General features: G+C 64.3%; 16 protein-coding genes. 12 read left to right on the forward strand and 4 right to left on the reverse strand.

Annotated elements, in window-relative coordinates:
- Positions 1-9: 9 nt before the first annotated feature.
- Together V9L17_RS10360 and V9L17_RS10365 are read left to right on the forward strand one after the other, a co-directional pair.
- Positions 10-435 carry a hypothetical protein gene (locus V9L17_RS10360; protein ID WP_337351370.1) on the forward strand — a complete coding sequence of 142 codons (426 nt, stop codon included), beginning with the start codon at positions 10-12 and terminating at the stop codon, positions 433-435.
- A 73-nt stretch (positions 436-508) separates the two neighbouring features.
- Positions 509-979, forward strand: coding sequence for a GyrI-like domain-containing protein (locus tag V9L17_RS10365; protein ID WP_337351371.1), 471 nt, complete (start codon positions 509-511; stop codon positions 977-979).
- 77 nt (positions 980-1,056) lie between these two features.
- On the opposite strand, the gene V9L17_RS10370 is transcribed toward V9L17_RS10365, so the two are convergent.
- Positions 1,057-1,251, reverse strand: coding sequence for an SDR family NAD(P)-dependent oxidoreductase (locus tag V9L17_RS10370; RefSeq protein ID WP_337351372.1), 195 nt, complete (start codon positions 1,249-1,251; stop codon positions 1,057-1,059).
- 223 nt (positions 1,252-1,474) lie between these two features.
- Here V9L17_RS10370 and V9L17_RS10375 point away from each other — a divergent pair, with 223 nt between their 5' ends.
- The 6 genes from V9L17_RS10375 to V9L17_RS10400 all read left to right on the forward strand — a co-directional run bounded on the left by V9L17_RS10375 (position 1,475) and on the right by V9L17_RS10400 (position 7,127).
- Positions 1,475-1,939: a hypothetical protein gene (locus tag V9L17_RS10375; RefSeq protein WP_337351373.1), complete on the forward strand. Its 465-nt coding sequence runs from the start codon at positions 1,475-1,477 to the stop codon at positions 1,937-1,939.
- Positions 1,936-3,645 (forward strand): DUF5671 domain-containing protein, encoded by a 1,710-nt coding sequence (locus V9L17_RS10380; protein WP_337351374.1) that lies wholly within the window; start codon positions 1,936-1,938, stop codon positions 3,643-3,645. The genes V9L17_RS10375 and V9L17_RS10380 overlap by 4 nt, the downstream gene beginning before the upstream one ends.
- 117 nt (positions 3,646-3,762) lie before the next feature.
- Positions 3,763-5,253, forward strand: a complete 1,491-nt coding sequence (locus tag V9L17_RS10385) for a DUF5129 domain-containing protein (protein ID WP_337351375.1) — start codon at positions 3,763-3,765, stop codon at positions 5,251-5,253.
- 77 nt (positions 5,254-5,330) lie between these two features.
- Entirely contained in the window at positions 5,331-5,804 is a 474-nt protein-coding gene (locus tag V9L17_RS10390; RefSeq protein WP_337351376.1) for a universal stress protein, read from the forward strand.
- On the forward strand, positions 5,791-6,672 hold the full coding sequence (locus V9L17_RS10395) for a universal stress protein (protein WP_337351377.1): 882 nt from the start codon (positions 5,791-5,793) through the stop codon (positions 6,670-6,672). The genes V9L17_RS10390 and V9L17_RS10395 overlap by 14 nt, the downstream gene beginning before the upstream one ends.
- The gene (locus V9L17_RS10400) at positions 6,669-7,127 is read left to right on the forward strand and encodes a pyridoxamine 5'-phosphate oxidase family protein (RefSeq protein ID WP_337351378.1); all 459 of its coding nucleotides are present in this window, start codon (positions 6,669-6,671) and stop codon (positions 7,125-7,127) included. Before V9L17_RS10395 ends, V9L17_RS10400 begins: the two co-directional genes overlap by 4 nt.
- 41 nt (positions 7,128-7,168) lie before the next feature.
- Here the strand turns inward: V9L17_RS10400 and V9L17_RS10405 are convergent, their stop codons facing one another.
- On the reverse strand, positions 7,169-9,070 hold the full coding sequence (locus tag V9L17_RS10405) for a heavy metal translocating P-type ATPase (protein WP_337351379.1): 1,902 nt from the start codon (positions 9,068-9,070) through the stop codon (positions 7,169-7,171).
- Positions 9,071-9,244: 174 nt separating this feature from the next.
- Here V9L17_RS10405 and V9L17_RS10410 point away from each other — a divergent pair, with 174 nt between their 5' ends.
- The 4 genes from V9L17_RS10410 to V9L17_RS10425 are packed head-to-tail and all read left to right on the forward strand — an operon-like array spanning position 9,245 to position 12,749.
- On the forward strand, positions 9,245-9,436 hold the full coding sequence (locus tag V9L17_RS10410) for a YegP family protein (RefSeq protein WP_337351380.1): 192 nt from the start codon (positions 9,245-9,247) through the stop codon (positions 9,434-9,436).
- A gap of 1 nt (position 9,437) precedes the next feature.
- Positions 9,438-10,412: an ABC transporter ATP-binding protein gene (locus V9L17_RS10415; protein ID WP_337351381.1), complete on the forward strand. Its 975-nt coding sequence runs from the start codon at positions 9,438-9,440 to the stop codon at positions 10,410-10,412.
- Between the two features lies 1 nt (position 10,413).
- A complete protein-coding gene (locus V9L17_RS10420; RefSeq protein WP_337351382.1) occupies positions 10,414-11,586 on the forward strand; it encodes an ABC transporter permease in 1,173 nt (390 codons plus the stop codon).
- Complete coding sequence (locus V9L17_RS10425; RefSeq protein ID WP_337351383.1) at positions 11,583-12,749, forward strand: ABC transporter permease; 1,167 nt, start codon at positions 11,583-11,585, stop codon at positions 12,747-12,749. The genes V9L17_RS10420 and V9L17_RS10425 overlap by 4 nt, the downstream gene beginning before the upstream one ends.
- Here the strand turns inward: V9L17_RS10425 and V9L17_RS10430 are convergent.
- Together V9L17_RS10430 and V9L17_RS10435 are read right to left on the reverse strand one after the other, a co-directional pair.
- On the reverse strand, positions 12,733-14,316 hold the full coding sequence (locus tag V9L17_RS10430; protein WP_337351384.1) for a DUF4389 domain-containing protein: 1,584 nt from the start codon (positions 14,314-14,316) through the stop codon (positions 12,733-12,735). The two genes, V9L17_RS10425 and V9L17_RS10430, sit on opposite strands and share 17 nt — an antisense overlap.
- 132 nt (positions 14,317-14,448) lie before the next feature.
- A complete protein-coding gene (locus tag V9L17_RS10435) occupies positions 14,449-15,312 on the reverse strand; it encodes a universal stress protein (protein ID WP_337351385.1) in 864 nt (287 codons plus the stop codon).
- Between the last annotated feature and the right edge of the window lie 123 nt (positions 15,313-15,435).

Below are 15,435 nucleotides of genomic sequence, written 5' to 3' on the forward strand. Positions count from 1 at the left end.
GAGGAAATCATGACAAGAGCGTCACTTCTGGCCCTTCTCGGCTTTGTTGCCCTGACGTCGATCGCTGGAGGGGCAGTTATGGTGGCGTCCGCATTGCTTGGGACGGACCGCATGGGTCTTCCTCCCGAAACGATGCTGCCACTAGAGCTCCTTCAAGGGTCTCCGTTCAACACATACCTCGTTCCAGGGCTCCTGCTCGCGCTGGTGGTCGGCGGCTTCCACGTGGCCGGTTTCATCCTTCTCATAAAGCACCATCGCCGGGCGCCCTTCGTCGCAGCAGTGGCGGGCTACTCCATCCTGGTCTGGATTTTCATCCAGATGGTGTTTGTCCCCTTCAGCCTCCTCCAGGCGGTGTATTTCGCCGTCGGACTGGCTGAACTGGGCTTCCTGCTGCTGCTGCTGGGGCTCAGTGGATCCGTGGCGGGGAGCCGCTGAACGCAGGCACGCGGCAGAACTCCAGAGACATTCGGCCCTGTCTGCGGAAGCACTCATAGCGGAGGCTGGAGTTATGAATGCCACAAACCCAGAACCCAGAATCGTCCACACTGTTGAACAGCCCACCGCGGTGGTCCACGAAAGAATCCCAATGGCTGAACTGTCGGAATTCTTCGGCCGGGCATTTGGCACCGTGATGGCGGCGGCCCAGGCGCAGGGCGTCCAGTTGGCCGGCCCGCCTTTTGCCCTCTACCGGGGAATGCCTACTGAAACCGTCGACGTCGAAGCCGGCTTTCCCGTCAACGCCGGCTTTAGCGGGACCGAAGGAGTGGCAAAAGGCAGCCTGCCTGAAGCAGAAGCCTTTGAAGCAATCCACCTCGGACCATACGACACCCTGGGTACGACGTACGGGGCCATCCAGGAGCGCATGCGGGCGGAAGGACGGACTCCCTCCGACACAATGTGGGAGTACTATCTCAGTGACCCCGAAATGGAACCCGATCCCGCCAAGTGGCAGACGCGCGTGGTGTGGCCCGTGGCTTGACGTTCCTCCATAGGACAATCCAACTCACAAAGGACTTCCGCCGCCTTGCGGGCCTTACTAATCGCAGCACTCATGGCTCAACCGCCGGGCCCTTCGACCGGATGATAGGAGGCCCGTTCACCCAAACGTTCCACCAGTGCGGCCCCTTCCTCATCGAGGACGTCTGCGAGGGCAACCTTGGCCCCCTCGGACATGAGCCGTTCTGCGATTGCAGCGCCTATGCCCCGCGCCGCACCCGTCACCAGTGCCGTCCTGCCGCTTGCACGTGCCATGATCTCCTCCTACTGTCCGGCTGCAGCACTCTCGCAGGCATCGAACTTGGCCTGCCGCCAAGGAAAGTCTCGTCCCGCCTGACCCTGCGCTGAAGGTTCTTTGGACCCGCCCGCCAAGATCCATAACCACAGCCGGGCCGAAGCCGAATTCCGCCGTCGACCGGACAGCAACCAGGGCCGGAAGGCACATCCAAAGAACGCTGGTCCGCGCGATACTGACGGCATGAACGCAAAGGCGGGAAAGCCTGACCGGATCCTTATCGCCATCATTGCAGCCATCGCAGTTCTCGTTGTGATTGCGCTGTCAGTGGTTTTTACCCGCGGCGAGCCGCCGGTGCTGGATGAGTCCACTCCGCCCGGCGTTGTCCAGCGGTACAGCACGGCGGTCATCGGAAGCGACACGGCCGGCGCCAATTCCTACCTCACGGAAGCCGCACGCGCCTCCTGCAGCGGTTACCGGGAAAGCGGCCCTTTACCCGCCCGGGTAGTACTGATTTCCTCGACCGAACGGGACAGTACGGCACTGGTGAAAGTCTCGATCATCACGTCCAGCCCCGGTGGCCCTTTCGGACCGTCCGAGTACGAAGCTGAGGACCGCTTCTCCCTGGTCAAAGTCGATGGCAAATGGTTGATCGACCAGGCACCGTACCAGCTCATGTCCTGCTCCGGAACAAGCTTGAAGCCATGAACGCACAATTCCGGAAAGCTGTTCCAGCCACGGGGTCTGGCCAACTCGCCCTCCGCCGGCTGATCCTTTACGTTCTGCTGTTTGCCCTGGTGGTCATCGCGGCTATCGGATTGGCGGGCCTCTTGGAGCGCCTGTTTAGCGCGGGCACGATGTTGGCGACGACCACGGATGTGGCGGGGCTCGCGCGTTCCCTCGCTTTCACGTTGATAGGAGGTCCGCTTGCAGCGCTCCTGTGGTGGATAGTTTGGAAGAGGCTCGAGGACGCCGCGGAACGCGCCTCCGCCGGTTGGGGTCTGTACCTGACCGCCATTTATGCCGTCTCCCTCATCGTCGCCACCTCTTCCCTCCTGGGGACGGTGGCAACCTTCATTGGCCCGCAGGAACCCCAGTGGTATTCGCCCTTGTCCAACGGCGTTGCCTGGGCGGCAATATGGGTTTGGCACCGCTGGATGTGGCGACATCCGGCCAAACATCCGGTCAATCTAGACGACGTCCCGGCCGTTATCGGAACGGTCTTCGGACTGGTCGTGGGCACGTTCGCCGCCATCACGGCCCTGGGCGGCTTGCTCGACGTCGCAATCCGCGGCTTCACCAGCCTCACTCCAGGGGCGGATGCGTGGTGGCAGTCCGTATCGCGGGCGTTGATTTGGGCCGCTGGCGGAAGCCTTGTGTGGTGGTGGCACTGGTTCAAGGGCGGGGCCCGCAGACTTGAGACCGGGCTGGCGGACATAGCACTGGTCATCATTGGGATCTTCGCGGCCGGCATCACGGCACTCGGCGGCGCCGCCGTCGTGCTTTTTGTGCTTCTGAGAACAGCCGTCGATCGGGGCGAGCCGCTAACTGAACTGCTGGCACCGCTGGGCCCCGCCATCGCCGCAGCGGCCGTCGGAGCATTGGTGTGGCGCTACCACCATGTCAGCGGAACCAATCGTTCGTTGGCTACCCGTCGTGCTGGCCTGCTGGTTACCTCAGGCGTTGCCCTGGCGGCGGCTGCCTCCGGCATCGGCGTAATCATCAACGTAACGCTTGCCATGGCGGTTTCACCCCTTGCCGGAAGCGGCTCGCGCACCCTGCTGCTCGGTGGCATCAGTTCCCTGCTGGTGGGAGGGCCGGTCTGGTGGCGGGCGTGGAGGCCGAGGAGGCAACCTCACAGCGCGGAAGCCATTCCTCCGGGCAGACGGGTTTACCTCGTTGCCTTCTTCGGTATCAGTGCCGTGGTGGCGCTCGTTGCCCTGCTGGTGATTGGATACCGGCTTTTCGAGTTCCTCCTCGGCGATGTGTCCGGTGGCAGCCTGGTGGACCGCATCCGCGCGCCGCTCGGGCTCTTGGTGGCAGCCGCCCTCGTTGCCGCCTATCACTTTGCGTTGTGGCGGCGTGAGCGCGCCCTCATTACGGCTGCAGCCCCGACCGGCGGTCCAAGCCTCGAATGGGTAACGCTGGTGACGGGGTCGGATCCGGACGCACTGTCCGCCGCGATCACGGCAGCGACCGGCGCCAGGGTCACGGTGTGGCGGCGGGCGGATGCTGGCAACGGACCCCATCCGGGGGAAGCGGCCCTCCCCTCCGACTCCAGGCTGGCGCAGAAGGCAGTCGATGCCCTCTCCGGCGTCAATGCCGCCCGTGTCCTGCTGGTGATTGGACCGGCCACCGGTCAGGCGGACCGGATCGAGGTCATTCCGCTGGAACCAGAAGGATCGTCCAGGTAATGCTTCAGTGACAGAAAATGCTGCCCAGGAATCAGGCAGCCAGGATTGAAGGCTGACAGCTCCCTCCGGTGCCTTTTGGCCCTGTCAGGGTCCGCCCGCCGGGTGGATTCTTTCACTATGAAACCCGTGAACCACCGTGGCGGTGCCACCCCTGCGGACAGCGGAGCGTGGCGGAGAAGAACCTGGCTGCTGCTGCTGTTGGCGCTGCTGCTCGGCGGTGGGCAGGCGGCCTTGGCGCTGCCGCCCACAGATGTTGTTGTTGAGGACCGGGCAGGAGTCTTGGATCGCAACACCCTCGTCCCCGCCATCACCGCCATCGAGTTCTACGAACCCACCAAAGTGGCGGTGTACACCTACAACGGCAGTGTTGCAGACAACCTGAACGAGGAGGTCCTCAGGTTCGCCCGTGCCGAACACCCTGACTGGATCAGCCCCGACGGGCAGAAGTGGGCAGACGGGCTCTTCATCTTTGCCCTCGATCCTGTCGGCCGGCATGTGGGCACCTATATGGGAGAGGACCGCAAGGTGTCCCTTGAGGAACGTGATGAGATCCAAAACGCCGCCAAGGATCTCCTGCGGGACGCCCAATGGACCGACGGAACCATCGCAGGAGTCCGGCGCGGGGCCGAACTGATCAACCAACCTTGGTACCGGTCGGCTGCCTTCGTGATCACAGCCTGGGTGACTGGCGCGACCGCCGCCCTGGGGGCTGCCGCGTTGTTGATCCTTCGTGCGGTGACCCGGGCCGCCAGCCGAAAGGAGCTGGAAAGGGGAGACCGGAGCTACACCAGTGTCAGCACGGAGCTGGACGTCACCGAACTGAATGCCGGCACCATTCCCGAGGCCTCCTCTTACGGCAGCAGCGTTCTGGAGAAGCACCGCACTTTCCTCAACAGGTACAACGCCGCAACGGAGCTCTCGAACCGGGTCCATGCCCTGGCACCGAAAGCGTTGGGCCGGAGATCGAACCTTAGGCTTGCGCGGGAGTATGCAGACGCGGCCGCCGAACTCGACGCCCTGGACGACGTCATTGCCGACAGCAATGCATTGCTGAACCGCTCGAGCACCTGGCCCACCGCATGGGACCGCCAGCTTGCCCCCTTCCGCAGCGACCTCGCCGGACTTGAACAGCTGCTCAGCAAACGCCATGGCCAGGGCGACTCTGCCACCGCAGCGGCCCTGAGGTCCTTCCGCGACCAAAGCCTGCAGGAGATCGAGCGGTGGACCGCCCAACTCACTGACGGGGCGATCAGCCCGGAAACCGCCCTGGACCGCCTTCGTGACGCCCGCACGCACCTCTCAACGCTTTTGAAGAACCACGCGGACACCGTCATCGACGGCTTCGCCAAGACCGAGCGTGAAGCGAAGCTCATGCGCAGGGAGATGCAGAATGCGCAGGATGGCCTGGACCACCGAAGGCCGAGCTACGAACCCAGCATCCTGGGCACGGTCTACCCGTCCTATTACTTCTTCTCAGTGCCTGCCTTCAACTCCGGCCTGAACACCGGCGTGGGCAGCGTCAGCACTGCCAGGGGCGGCGGTGGCACCACGGGCTACGGCAGCAGCGGAGGCAGCTTCTCCGGTTCAGGCAGTTCCTCCAGTTTCTAGGTGACTTTCGGCCCTACAGCTGCGCTACGTTACGCCTCAGGCTGGAGGCAGTCAACGCATAGCGAAGGGAAGCAGCAGTGGAGGCATCAGCGTCAGACATCACCACATTCGTGGTGGGAGTGGACGGGTCGGGGGCCTCCGTGGAAGCCCTCCGGCAGGCCCAACGGCTTGCGGACCCGCTTGGAGCCAAAGTGCTTGCCACCGCCTACTGGGATGAGCCGCAGGTTTACGCCGGATATGTGGCGATGGGCATCGACCGCTTTGAGGAACGCGTGATGCTCATCCTCAACGAAGCCATTGAAGAGGCCTTCGGGAAGAATATTCCGCCGAACGTCATCCCGCGGGTCGTACGGGGGCACCCGAGGGACTCGCTCATAGACGCCAGCCGACATGCGGACATGATCGTTGTGGGCAGGCGCGGCCACGGAGGATTCGGCGGACTGCTGCTGGGGTCCGTCAGCTCAGCCTGTGTGGCCCATGCGCACTGCCCCGTCCTGGTTGTTCATAACCCCGACCCAAACAAAAGGAAGACCAGCCGTGAGAACGTCTAAACCGATTGCCGTCGCCACCAACGACTCTCCGCAAAGCCAGGCAGCCGTTAAGTGGGCTGCACACCGGGCCGCCCGCGCCGGCGCGCCCCTGATCCTGCTGCACGTTGTTGACGACCGTTGGGTGGCAGAACCCCTCCCGTGGACGGGAATGCTGCTGGAGAAGGGCGAAGAACTCCTGGAGACCGCAGCCGGGCGCGTGCGGGGCACCGTTCCGGTGGACATCACCACCAAGATCCTGGAAGGAGGCATCGCCGGTTCGCTGCGCCGGTACTCGACCAAGGTGTCGATGCTTGTTGTCGGGTCCGGGGCTCCCCATCTGGGTGGGTCGCTGACCGACCGCGCCCTGCAGGTCGCCGCTGCGGCGAAATGCCCGGTCGCAGTCATTGGCGAACAGGAGGTCGAAGGCAGGCACGGCGTGGTTGTAGGTGTTGACGGGTCGGAGGATGCCACGCATGCCGTTGCTTTTGCCGCCGCAGAGGCAGACCGGGAGGGCCAGGAGCTGACAGTTGTGTACGCCTTCCGGGCACCTGACCGGTGGATCGACGCTGGCCTCCTTACCCGGAACCTGTCCCAACTGGCGATGCAGGAGGAACAGATCGTGCTGTCCGAGACGATCTCCGGCCTGGCCGAGGATTACCCGGATCTTGTAGTGCACAAAGTTCTGAAGACAGACGTGGAGCCCGCCGCTGCACTGGTGAAGGCAGCTGCTGACGCCCGCATGCTTGTGGTGGGAAGCCGCGGCCGGGGCGGCTTTAAACGGCTTCTGCTCGGCTCCACTGCCCACGCTGTCCTGACCCATCTGCCGTGCCCAACCGTAATAACCCCCATCCGGCGCCTTACGGACATCAACAAGGAGCCGGCAATATGAAAAGCCATGCTTCAGGACAGGAAACAGAAGTCCTCGACATCCATGACTGCTGGAAATACCTCCGCTCCGCTTCAGTCTGCCGCGTCGCCATAACAACGGATGGCGGGCCTGAAATTTTCCCCGTGAACTACGTACCCGACTACGGAACGGTTGTCTTCCGCACGGGTCCGGGGACGAAACTGGATGCAGCAGCCGGCGGCCTACCGGTCGCGCTGGAAGCCGATGGCTTGAATCCCTACGGCACCATTGCGTGGAGTGTCATCATCAAGGGGACTGCCAAAGTTGTGGACACCCAGGAGGACTTCCAGGAAGCAGCCGATGCCGGCCTGTCACCTTGGGAGGCTGGCAGCAAGGACCACTTGGTGCGAGTCACGCCCACCGAGGTCAGCGGCCGGCGGTTTGTCATCAATGCCCCCTCCCGCTGGTGGCCACCGTTGGACCCCGCAGGAACCTAGCATCCCGGCGACGGGGAAGAATCAACGCACGACGCCGGCCCTCACCGTACCGCCCTGGTGCTCACGGGGGTGCCACCCACCGCCGTCGTGTTGGGGTGGCGGCGAGCGCGCAGGGCACGAAGCGCATTCAGGATCGTGGCCAGGTCGACCAGCTCCTGAAGGAGGGCGCCGGCCACCGCCGGAATGTAGCCAAACACTGCCGCGACCATCAGGCAGACACTCAGCAGGATGCCCGTCCAGATGCTCGCCAGCGCTATCCGGACCGTGCGCTGGCCGATATCCACAGCCAGCGCCGCTTTGGACAGGTCGTCGAGCATGATCACAACGTCGGCTGACTCGCTCGCCGCGGTTGACCCCTTGGCGCCCATCGCGACACCAACGTCTGCGGCTGCCAGGACCGGAGCATCGTTGACGCCGTCGCCCACCATCATGACAGGGCGTTCCCGCAGCCCAGCGACGATGGAAACTTTGTCCCCCGGCAGGCAGCCAGCCTCGAACCGCGAGATCCCGGCTCTGATGGCAATTTGTTCGGCGGTGGCCCGCGCATCGCCAGTGAGAAGGAGAGTTTCCCTAATTCCGAGGCGGTGAAGGTCAGCGAGCGTGTCCACTGCGTTGTCCCGCAGCGGATCGCTCATGATCAGGGCTCCCCCGAAACGTCCATCAACCCCCACATAAACCGCCAACTGTCCGCCGGCCACCTCTGCCTTCTCGAATCCCGAGGTGACGGAACGGACAAAGTCAGGTTTACCGACCACCACCGTTTGGCTGCCGCAGGTGGCCATTACCCCCTGCGTGGCGTGTTCGGATGCACTGGTTCCTTCCAGCAGGTCCAGGCCCCTGTTCCGGGCAGCATCGATCACCGAGGAGGCAAGGACATGGGAGGAGTACTGCTCCGCCGAAGCGGCCAACTGCAGCAGCCTATCCTCGGTCAGCACCCCGAATGCTGCCGATGAAATCCTGATGCCGTGCAGGGTGGGTCGCCCGTGCGTGAGTGTGCCTGTCTTGTCGAACACCGCCGTACGCACGCGGGCAAGCTGTTCGAGGGTTCCGCCGTTCTTGATGATGATTCCCGCGTGCGCCGCCCGACTGGTGCCCGCAAGAAACGCCACTGGAGCGGCGATGAGCAGGGGGCACGGCGTTGCCACAACAAGGACCTGTGCGAACCGGACTGGGTCCTGGCTCAAATACCAGCCCATCCCGGCCAGGACGAAGGCGAAGAACGTGAACGGAATGGCGTACCTGTCAGCGAGTCGGACCACCGGCGGACGGCTCGACGCCGCTTCCTGGACCAAAGCCACAATGCGGCTGTACTGCGAGTTTTCCGCCGTGGACGTCGCCAATATCCGCACGGCGGTTTCGCCGTTCACGGATCCGCTGAGCAACGCATCGCCTTCGATGTGTTCCACCGGCAAGCTCTCACCCGTCAGAGTCGACTCGTCGAAGCTGCCAGTTGCCGTGCGAAGCACCCCGTCCACGGGAACCACCTCAGACGGCTTGACCAGAAGAATATCCCCGGGCCGGACATCCGCCGCGGGGATGTCCTCCGCCGGGAAGCCCGGCAGTTCGCGGTGGGCTGCCTCCGGGACGCGTTCAAGGAGGGACCGCAATTCCCGGGTTGCGCGCCCATGGGCAATCTCCTCCAGCGCTTCACCTCCGGCCAGCATCAGCACGATGATCAGGGACGCCACGTACTCCCCCACTGCCACCGTCGAGGCGATGGCGGTCACCGCCAGCAGGTCGATTCCCCAACGGCCCCTCATCAGTGATCTGGCCATGGACGCGGACCTGGCCGCGGCGACCATAAGGGCGTAGCCGCTCGCCGTCCACTGGGCTGCCGGCTCCTGCATCATGGCCAGGAACACCGCCACGACAATCCCGGCGGCCAGGGTAGCGGCCACCAGCGGAAAGCGCACCAAAAGACTTCTCAAGGCAGCCACGGTCATGTCCCTGACGCTACTGCCGCCAGGCCACCGCAGACAGGGCACTTCGGACCAGGCAGTTGCCCTTTTTCGACGTCCCGGGACCTTCGTCCCTAATACACCCGCTTCCAGTCTGGAAGCATTGGCACAAACCACCGCCCGAGACCCGAACGATGGAGTTTGGAAAGGAGCAAGCACATGGCTGGATCATTCGAATTGTTTACGGATGAGGACTCGCACGTGCGGTTCACCCTGGTGGCACCGGACGGGACGGTTCTGGCTGTTTCGGGGCCCTACCTGGACAAGCGTGAGGCCGCAGCCGCTATCAAGGAAGTCCGGGAATGCGCCGGAACCGGTCTCATCAACGATCTCTGTCCTGCAGGCGCCTGACATGCAGCCAGCGGCGGCTGTACGCGTCGAGACCCGCATTGAGGATGTCCTGGCGGTCGAGGGCCTGGTCAAGAGCTACGGCGAGCGAACAGTTGTTGATGGCGTCACCTTTCACATCCGGGTGGGGGAAACCTACGGCCTGCTTGGGCCCAACGGTGCAGGCAAGACCACGATTATCTCGATGGTGGCCGGCCTGATCCCCGCCGACGCCGGGTCGGTCACCGTTGTGGGTGAGCCAATGACTCCGACAAGCACACACCCAAAGGGACACATTGGCCTTGTCCCACAGGAACTCGCGATCTATCCGGACTTGTCGGCGCGGGAAAACCTGCGGTTCTTCGGACGCCTCCAAGGGCTGCGCCGAAAGGAACTGGGCACCAGGACGAACGAAGTGCTGGAGCTTATTGGCCTGGCCGACCGGGCCGGAGAACAGACCAAGAAGTTTTCGGGCGGTATGAAACGCCGGCTGAACATCGGGATCGGATTGCTGCACCGGCCAACCCTGCTAATTCTGGATGAACCGACAGTTGGTGTTGATCCACAATCGCGGAACTCGATCCTGGAGTCCGTGGAGAGGCTGTCCGCTGAAGGCATGGCCGTGCTCTACACCACCCACTACATGGAAGAGGCGGAGCGGCTATGCGACCGCATCGCCATCCTTGACGAAGGCCGGGTCCAGGCGGAAGGCACACGGGACCAGCTGGTCAGGCTGACCGACGGGGTGGACCGCATTAGCCTGCGCGGCAGCGGCAACACGGAGGCCGCCGCGGCTGAGCTGAAGTCTTTGCCCGGCGTGCAGCATGTCGACGGCGGCGGGACAGGTTTGGTCCTCACTGTCAGGGACGGACCAAGTCTCCTGCCTGCCATCGTCACCGGGGCCGGGAACGCTGGCATGACCTTGACCCAGGTGGAGATAACCCGGCCGGACCTGGAGTCCGTCTTCCTGCACCTGACCGGCAAAGCCCTCAGGGATTGAGATGCGCGGAATCTGGACGATGGTGGGAAATGATCTCAAGCAGCGCATCCGCGACAAGTCAGTGTTCATCTTCTCCCTGCTGGTTCCCCTTTCCCTCATGGGAGTCCTGAACCTTGCGTTCGGCGGCTTCGGCCCGGACACTGTGGAACTGAAACCAGCCACGGTTGTGGCCAGCAATGAGGACGCCGGGCCACTTGGCGGCGCTTTGCTCAGTGCGCTTGACTCATTGGAGGTCATGGACGTCACGCTGCGGAGTGTGCCCGCAGCGGAGGTCCAGCAGGAGACCCGGAACAGTGGTGCGGACCTGGGGCTGGCCATCCCTTCAGGCTTCACCACCGCCGTCACCTCAGGCCAGGGTGTGTCGGTGCAGGTAGTGGAGGGCGAGAGGCAAGGCATCGAAACCGACGTGCTGGTCTCAGTGGTGGACGGCCTCCTGGACCAGTTTGGTGCCGGAGCCGTGGCGGCGATGGCCGGCCACAGCGCGGGCCTGCCTCCGGAGTTGCTGGTGGGACTTGGGGAACAGACAGCAGCCGGCACCCCGGCGCTGAGCCTGTCAGAAGGCCAGGCGGCTGCTGAGCAACTCTCACTGAAGGGAACCCTGGTAGCCGGCCAGACAGGGCTGTTCCTCCTTTTCACCGTTGGTTTCGGGGTCCTTGGGCTGTTGGCAGAACGCGAGCAAGGTACCTTGGCACGTCTAAGGTCTTCACCGGTGGATGGGCGTTCGATCATCACCGCCAAAGCCTTAGTGGGATTCATCCTCGGCATCGTTGCCACGACGGTCCTGCTGACCGTCGGCTCACTGCTGTTCGGCGTCTCGTTCGGTTCTCCACTGGTCTTGGGCCTGCTCGTGGTGAGCGTTGCGGCAGCGGCTACCAGCATGACGTTCGTTGTCGCCCGCCTGGTGCGGACCGCCGAACAGGCCAACGTCGCCCAGTCCATCCTTGCGATGGTGCTGGGCATCGCCGGTGGTGCATTCTTCCCCATCGAAGCGTCCGGCTTCGTCGCGGCCCTCATGGACCTGAATCCTGTGGGTGCCTTTATCCGGGGCCTGGGCATCTCTGCCGGCGGCGGCGGACCCGCTGACGTTGCCGTTCCCTTGACCGTCATGCTGGGATTCGCGGCGGTGTGCACGATTGCCTCCCGGCTGATACCGGACCGGGGTGCCAGGATATGAGCAGCATCCTGGCTGTTGCGGGCGTGGAAGTGCGGCGCTTCCTGCGGGACAGGTCAAACATCTTTTTTGTGTTTATTTTCCCGCTGGTGCTGATACTGCTGCTTGGCTCGCAGTTCGGCGCGGGCAGCGGGCAGGCCCACGTGTCGGTGGCGGGAGGAACCGGTTCGGAGCTCGAGAGAAAGGTCGCCGGGCAGTTGGAGGCGGACGGCCTCCGGGTCACCTACGGCAGCCCTGAAACTGTCCGGGCCGAACTGAGCCGGGGACGGACCGACGTCGGGGTTTTCATCAGCGACGCCGCGGCGGCGGCATTCGACGACGGCCAACAGGCCGATCTCGAAGTGGTGATGTCAGCACAATCGGGTGCACAGGCGGCTCTCCAGTCCGTGCGCACCTCGGTGCAGGCCGTCGACACCGAACAACGCCAGCTTGCCGCCCTTCAGGACGCCGGCGTCAGCAGGGACGAGGCGGCGGCAGCACTGGACCAGGCGCGAACCACTGTGCAGCGTCCACACTTGGAGATCGTGGATACCAGCAACGTGACCCAGGAGTTCAGGGGCCTGGGCCAGTTCGACCTGGGGGCTGCCCAGCAGCTGCTGTTGTTCGTCTTCCTTAGCTCACTCACCGGGGCGGCAACATTGATTCAGGCCCGGCGCCTGGGCGTCATTTCCCGGATGATGGCGTCTCCGGTTACCAGCTGGGAGGCCATCGCCGGGCAGGCGCTCGGGCGCTTTGGCATTGCGGTGGTCCAAGGCGCATACATCATGGTGGGCACGGCCCTGCTGTTTGGCGTCGACTGGGGGAATCTGCTCCTGGCCGGCCTGATCCTGGCCTTCTTCGCAGCAGTTGCCGCGGCCGCCGCGATGGTGATCGGCTCAGTTTTTGACAACGACGCCGTATCCTCGGGGGTCGGAGTGGGTCTGGGACTGGTCCTGGCTGGCCTGGGGGGTTCCATGGTGCCGCCGGAGTTCTTCTCTGAAACTCTCCAAACTGTTTCCCGCGCCACCCCGCACCGCTGGGCCTACGACGCTTTCGCGGTAGTGCAGCGGCATGACGGCGGGCTGGCGGACATCGTGCCTCAGTTGGTGGTGCTCGCCGCCATGGCCGCGGTTCTGCTGGCACTCGGTGCCTTCCTGCTTCAACGGAGCCTCAACCGCGCACTGTAGGATCCGACGGCGGGGCGGGAGCGTCCGGCGGGCTGGGTCCGTCCGGCGGGGCTGGCGCCTGGCGCACCGCATCGGCGTTGACTGTGCCTGGATAGCGCCCGTGGAGTTCCCTGGCGCCCTGGTCCAGGCGGAACGGCGGGTACTCGTCCCGCATCAGGGCTGTGTAGGTGATGACCCGGTAGATCCAGCGGTTGAAGCCCAGAAGCAGGTCGAACAGAGGGCGCTGGTAACGGCCGCTGAACAGCAGGATCACCCCTGCGACAAGAACCAGGAAGCCGAACAGGGAGAACCCCGTGCCGCTCTCGTACCGTATGCCGGGAGTCTGGGGATCCGTCCAGCGAACCGTGCTGGTGCCGGTCAGCGCGGCAATGATGATCAGGTGGGGCAGCGCCAGCAGCCACCACTTAACCAGCACGAGACCGCGGGAAAGCCGTTCCGGGTAGTCAACCTCGAAATCCGCTGGGTAGTCCGTCCTTGCCAGCGTAAACGGCGGGTACCGGTCCGTTCCCAGTGCGCCGTAGGCGTAGAACGCCACGCGCCAGGTCCAGCGCAGGACGCCCACGTTGAAATCGAAGAGCGAACGGGGATACCTGCCTGTGAACAGGATCGCGAACCCGGCAATGACGGTGACCACAACGAATGCGAACCACAGGAAGAACAGCACAATGAAGTGCGGAATGGCCAGGAACCACTTTACGAGCCACAGCCACCTGGACAGAACCGGGTCGAGTTCCCCCAGGAGCCGCGCCGGGTACGGTGGCCTCTCGACAGCGAAATGGGTTGGGGGTGGCTGGGCCCCGGCAACGGGCGCTGCCACGTGGGGTGGCTGGGCCCCGGCAACGGGCGCTGCCACGTGGGGCGGCAGGAGGGTTCCCGGCCGGGCGGCCGCGGGGGCGTGCCGGCCCAGTCCCTGGGCGCCGAAGATCAGCAACGGCACCCCGGCAACCAGCAAAATGGCTCCCGTGGCGAGCAGGCCGGCGGCTATCGGGCCAAAAAGCTCAGACCGGAACCCGGCCTTCAAGTCGGCGCTGACCTCGCTGCTGGCGTCGGCATTCATCACCACCACAGACCAGTTTCCCGACTGGATGTTCCAATCCAGCACCTGCTCACCGGTGCCCGTTGCGGAAGCCACCCAGAAGTCCTGCCCAGAGGGAAGCGGCGGCTGTTGGGTTCCCTGAGTTTCCCGGTACTCGACATGGAAGGGCCGGTAACTGACGTCCAGGAGCTCCGAGTAGTTGGCCCCGGACAGGTATCGCTCCACGTCAGAGCGGGGGGCTATGCCGATAAAGATCTCCTTGCCAGGGGTGGCGGATTCGGCCCAGATCCGAATGCTGCCCACGTCAAAGGGCAACGGTCCCGGGTAGTCGTCGCCACGCATGTTGTCTGCGCCGGCTGAAATGATCGCTGAGGAACCAACGTCGAACCGCTCACTCGGTGAGGTGAGGTATCCGCCGTCGTTCTGGAGTGAGTTGACCACCGAGGCACCTATGCCGCCGAAGAGCAACCCGATTCCGAGCATTGAGAACAGGATGCCGAGAATAAGCATGATGATGAAACGGGCCCGCATGGAAGTCCTCCCGTGGTAGATATCCGCTTGTGGCCGCCCCGCCGGACCTGGGTCCTTCCAGATTCAGCCTGTTGCACTGCGGTCAGTAGGGCCATTGGTCACTGCGGACCCCCTGCAGTTATCTGGCCGGAATCAGCGGCCCGGCTGGGATGCAGGACGCGTGATGATGGTGGGACACGGCAATTGCATCAAAACCTTTTCGGCTATGGATCCGACAGGTTTCCGCAGTCCGCCCCGTCCCCAACAGCCAATCACCAACAGATTTGCCTGTTCCGCGGCGCGGATGAGCTCATCGGCGGGAGCGCCGTCCACGATGAGCGCTTCGAGAACAGTCAGTGCCGGAAAGTGCTCCCGCAGGCGGCCGGCCGCTTCTGAAACGAGCGTCAGGGGGTCAGGCCTGGGGCCTCGACCCGGTCCGGTTCCGCGGCCCGGCACAGCTGCAGCCATCCCCTTCGGCACCGCATGCAAAACTGTTAGCACCTCGCGCCTCCGGCTGGCTTCCCCTGCCGCCATCTTCAGGGCAACTTCAGAGTCATCCGACCCGTCGATGCCAACCACCACTCCGGTTCGGCTTCCCGCCCTGGGAGCGGGGATGGCCGCAACTGGACTTCGGCACAGGACTGCGGCCTGGAAGCTTACTGACCCAAAACCCTCTCCCCGCCTGTCCGCCGACCGGTCAGAACCGAGAACCACCATCTCCGCGCCAACGGACAATTGGCTGAGCACCGGCGCAGGTTCGCCCGGCTGCCAACTGGTGGCGATGCGCAGCGCCGGATACCGCGCAGCCAATCTCCCACGCTCAAGGTCCAGCATCGCCCGGGCCTCGGCGACGGCTTCTGCGTACTGCACCGCCAGCCTGAAGTACGGGCGATCGGGCACCACCCGCACCAGGTGGAGCTGGAGACCCAGCCCGTCCGCCCTTTGCGCGGCCCAGTCCGCAGCTCCCTGTCCCGCGTCTGAGCGGTCGGCCCCGGCCACTACTTCGTGCTCTTTCAACGCTTGCCCCCTTTGCCTCACATCACCGTATTGTCCCCCTGAGGCCCTGAACGGCCAGTGCCTTAAGCCCCGCCGAAGTACCGGGGCTTTCGTCCCTGTTGCCTTAACCGGCTAACAATGTCT

This window comes from Pseudarthrobacter sp. CCNWLW207 (assembly GCF_037203945.1).
Lineage (GTDB): Bacteria > Actinomycetota > Actinomycetes > Actinomycetales > Micrococcaceae > Arthrobacter.

Bases quoted from the DNA above. Each gene is read 5' to 3' on its own strand.
- V9L17_RS10360 (WP_337351370.1), top strand. From the start codon at position 10: ATGACAAGAGCGTCACTTCTGGCCCTTCTCGGCTTTGTTGCCCTGACG.
- V9L17_RS10365 (WP_337351371.1), top strand. From the start codon at position 509: ATGAATGCCACAAACCCAGAACCCAGAATCGTCCACACTGTTGAACAG.
- V9L17_RS10370 (WP_337351372.1), bottom strand. From the start codon at position 1,251: ATGGCACGTGCAAGCGGCAGGACGGCACTGGTGACGGGTGCGGCGCGG.
- V9L17_RS10375 (WP_337351373.1), top strand. From the start codon at position 1,475: ATGAACGCAAAGGCGGGAAAGCCTGACCGGATCCTTATCGCCATCATT.
- V9L17_RS10380 (WP_337351374.1), top strand. From the start codon at position 1,936: ATGAACGCACAATTCCGGAAAGCTGTTCCAGCCACGGGGTCTGGCCAA.
- V9L17_RS10385 (WP_337351375.1), top strand. From the start codon at position 3,763: ATGAAACCCGTGAACCACCGTGGCGGTGCCACCCCTGCGGACAGCGGA.
- V9L17_RS10400 (WP_337351378.1), top strand. From the start codon at position 6,669: ATGAAAAGCCATGCTTCAGGACAGGAAACAGAAGTCCTCGACATCCAT.
- V9L17_RS10405 (WP_337351379.1), bottom strand. From the start codon at position 9,070: ATGACCGTGGCTGCCTTGAGAAGTCTTTTGGTGCGCTTTCCGCTGGTG.
- V9L17_RS10410 (WP_337351380.1), top strand. From the start codon at position 9,245: ATGGCTGGATCATTCGAATTGTTTACGGATGAGGACTCGCACGTGCGG.
- V9L17_RS10415 (WP_337351381.1), top strand. From the start codon at position 9,438: ATGCAGCCAGCGGCGGCTGTACGCGTCGAGACCCGCATTGAGGATGTC.
- V9L17_RS10420 (WP_337351382.1), top strand. From the start codon at position 10,414: ATGCGCGGAATCTGGACGATGGTGGGAAATGATCTCAAGCAGCGCATC.
- V9L17_RS10425 (WP_337351383.1), top strand. From the start codon at position 11,583: ATGAGCAGCATCCTGGCTGTTGCGGGCGTGGAAGTGCGGCGCTTCCTG.
- V9L17_RS10430 (WP_337351384.1), bottom strand. From the start codon at position 14,316: ATGCGGGCCCGTTTCATCATCATGCTTATTCTCGGCATCCTGTTCTCA.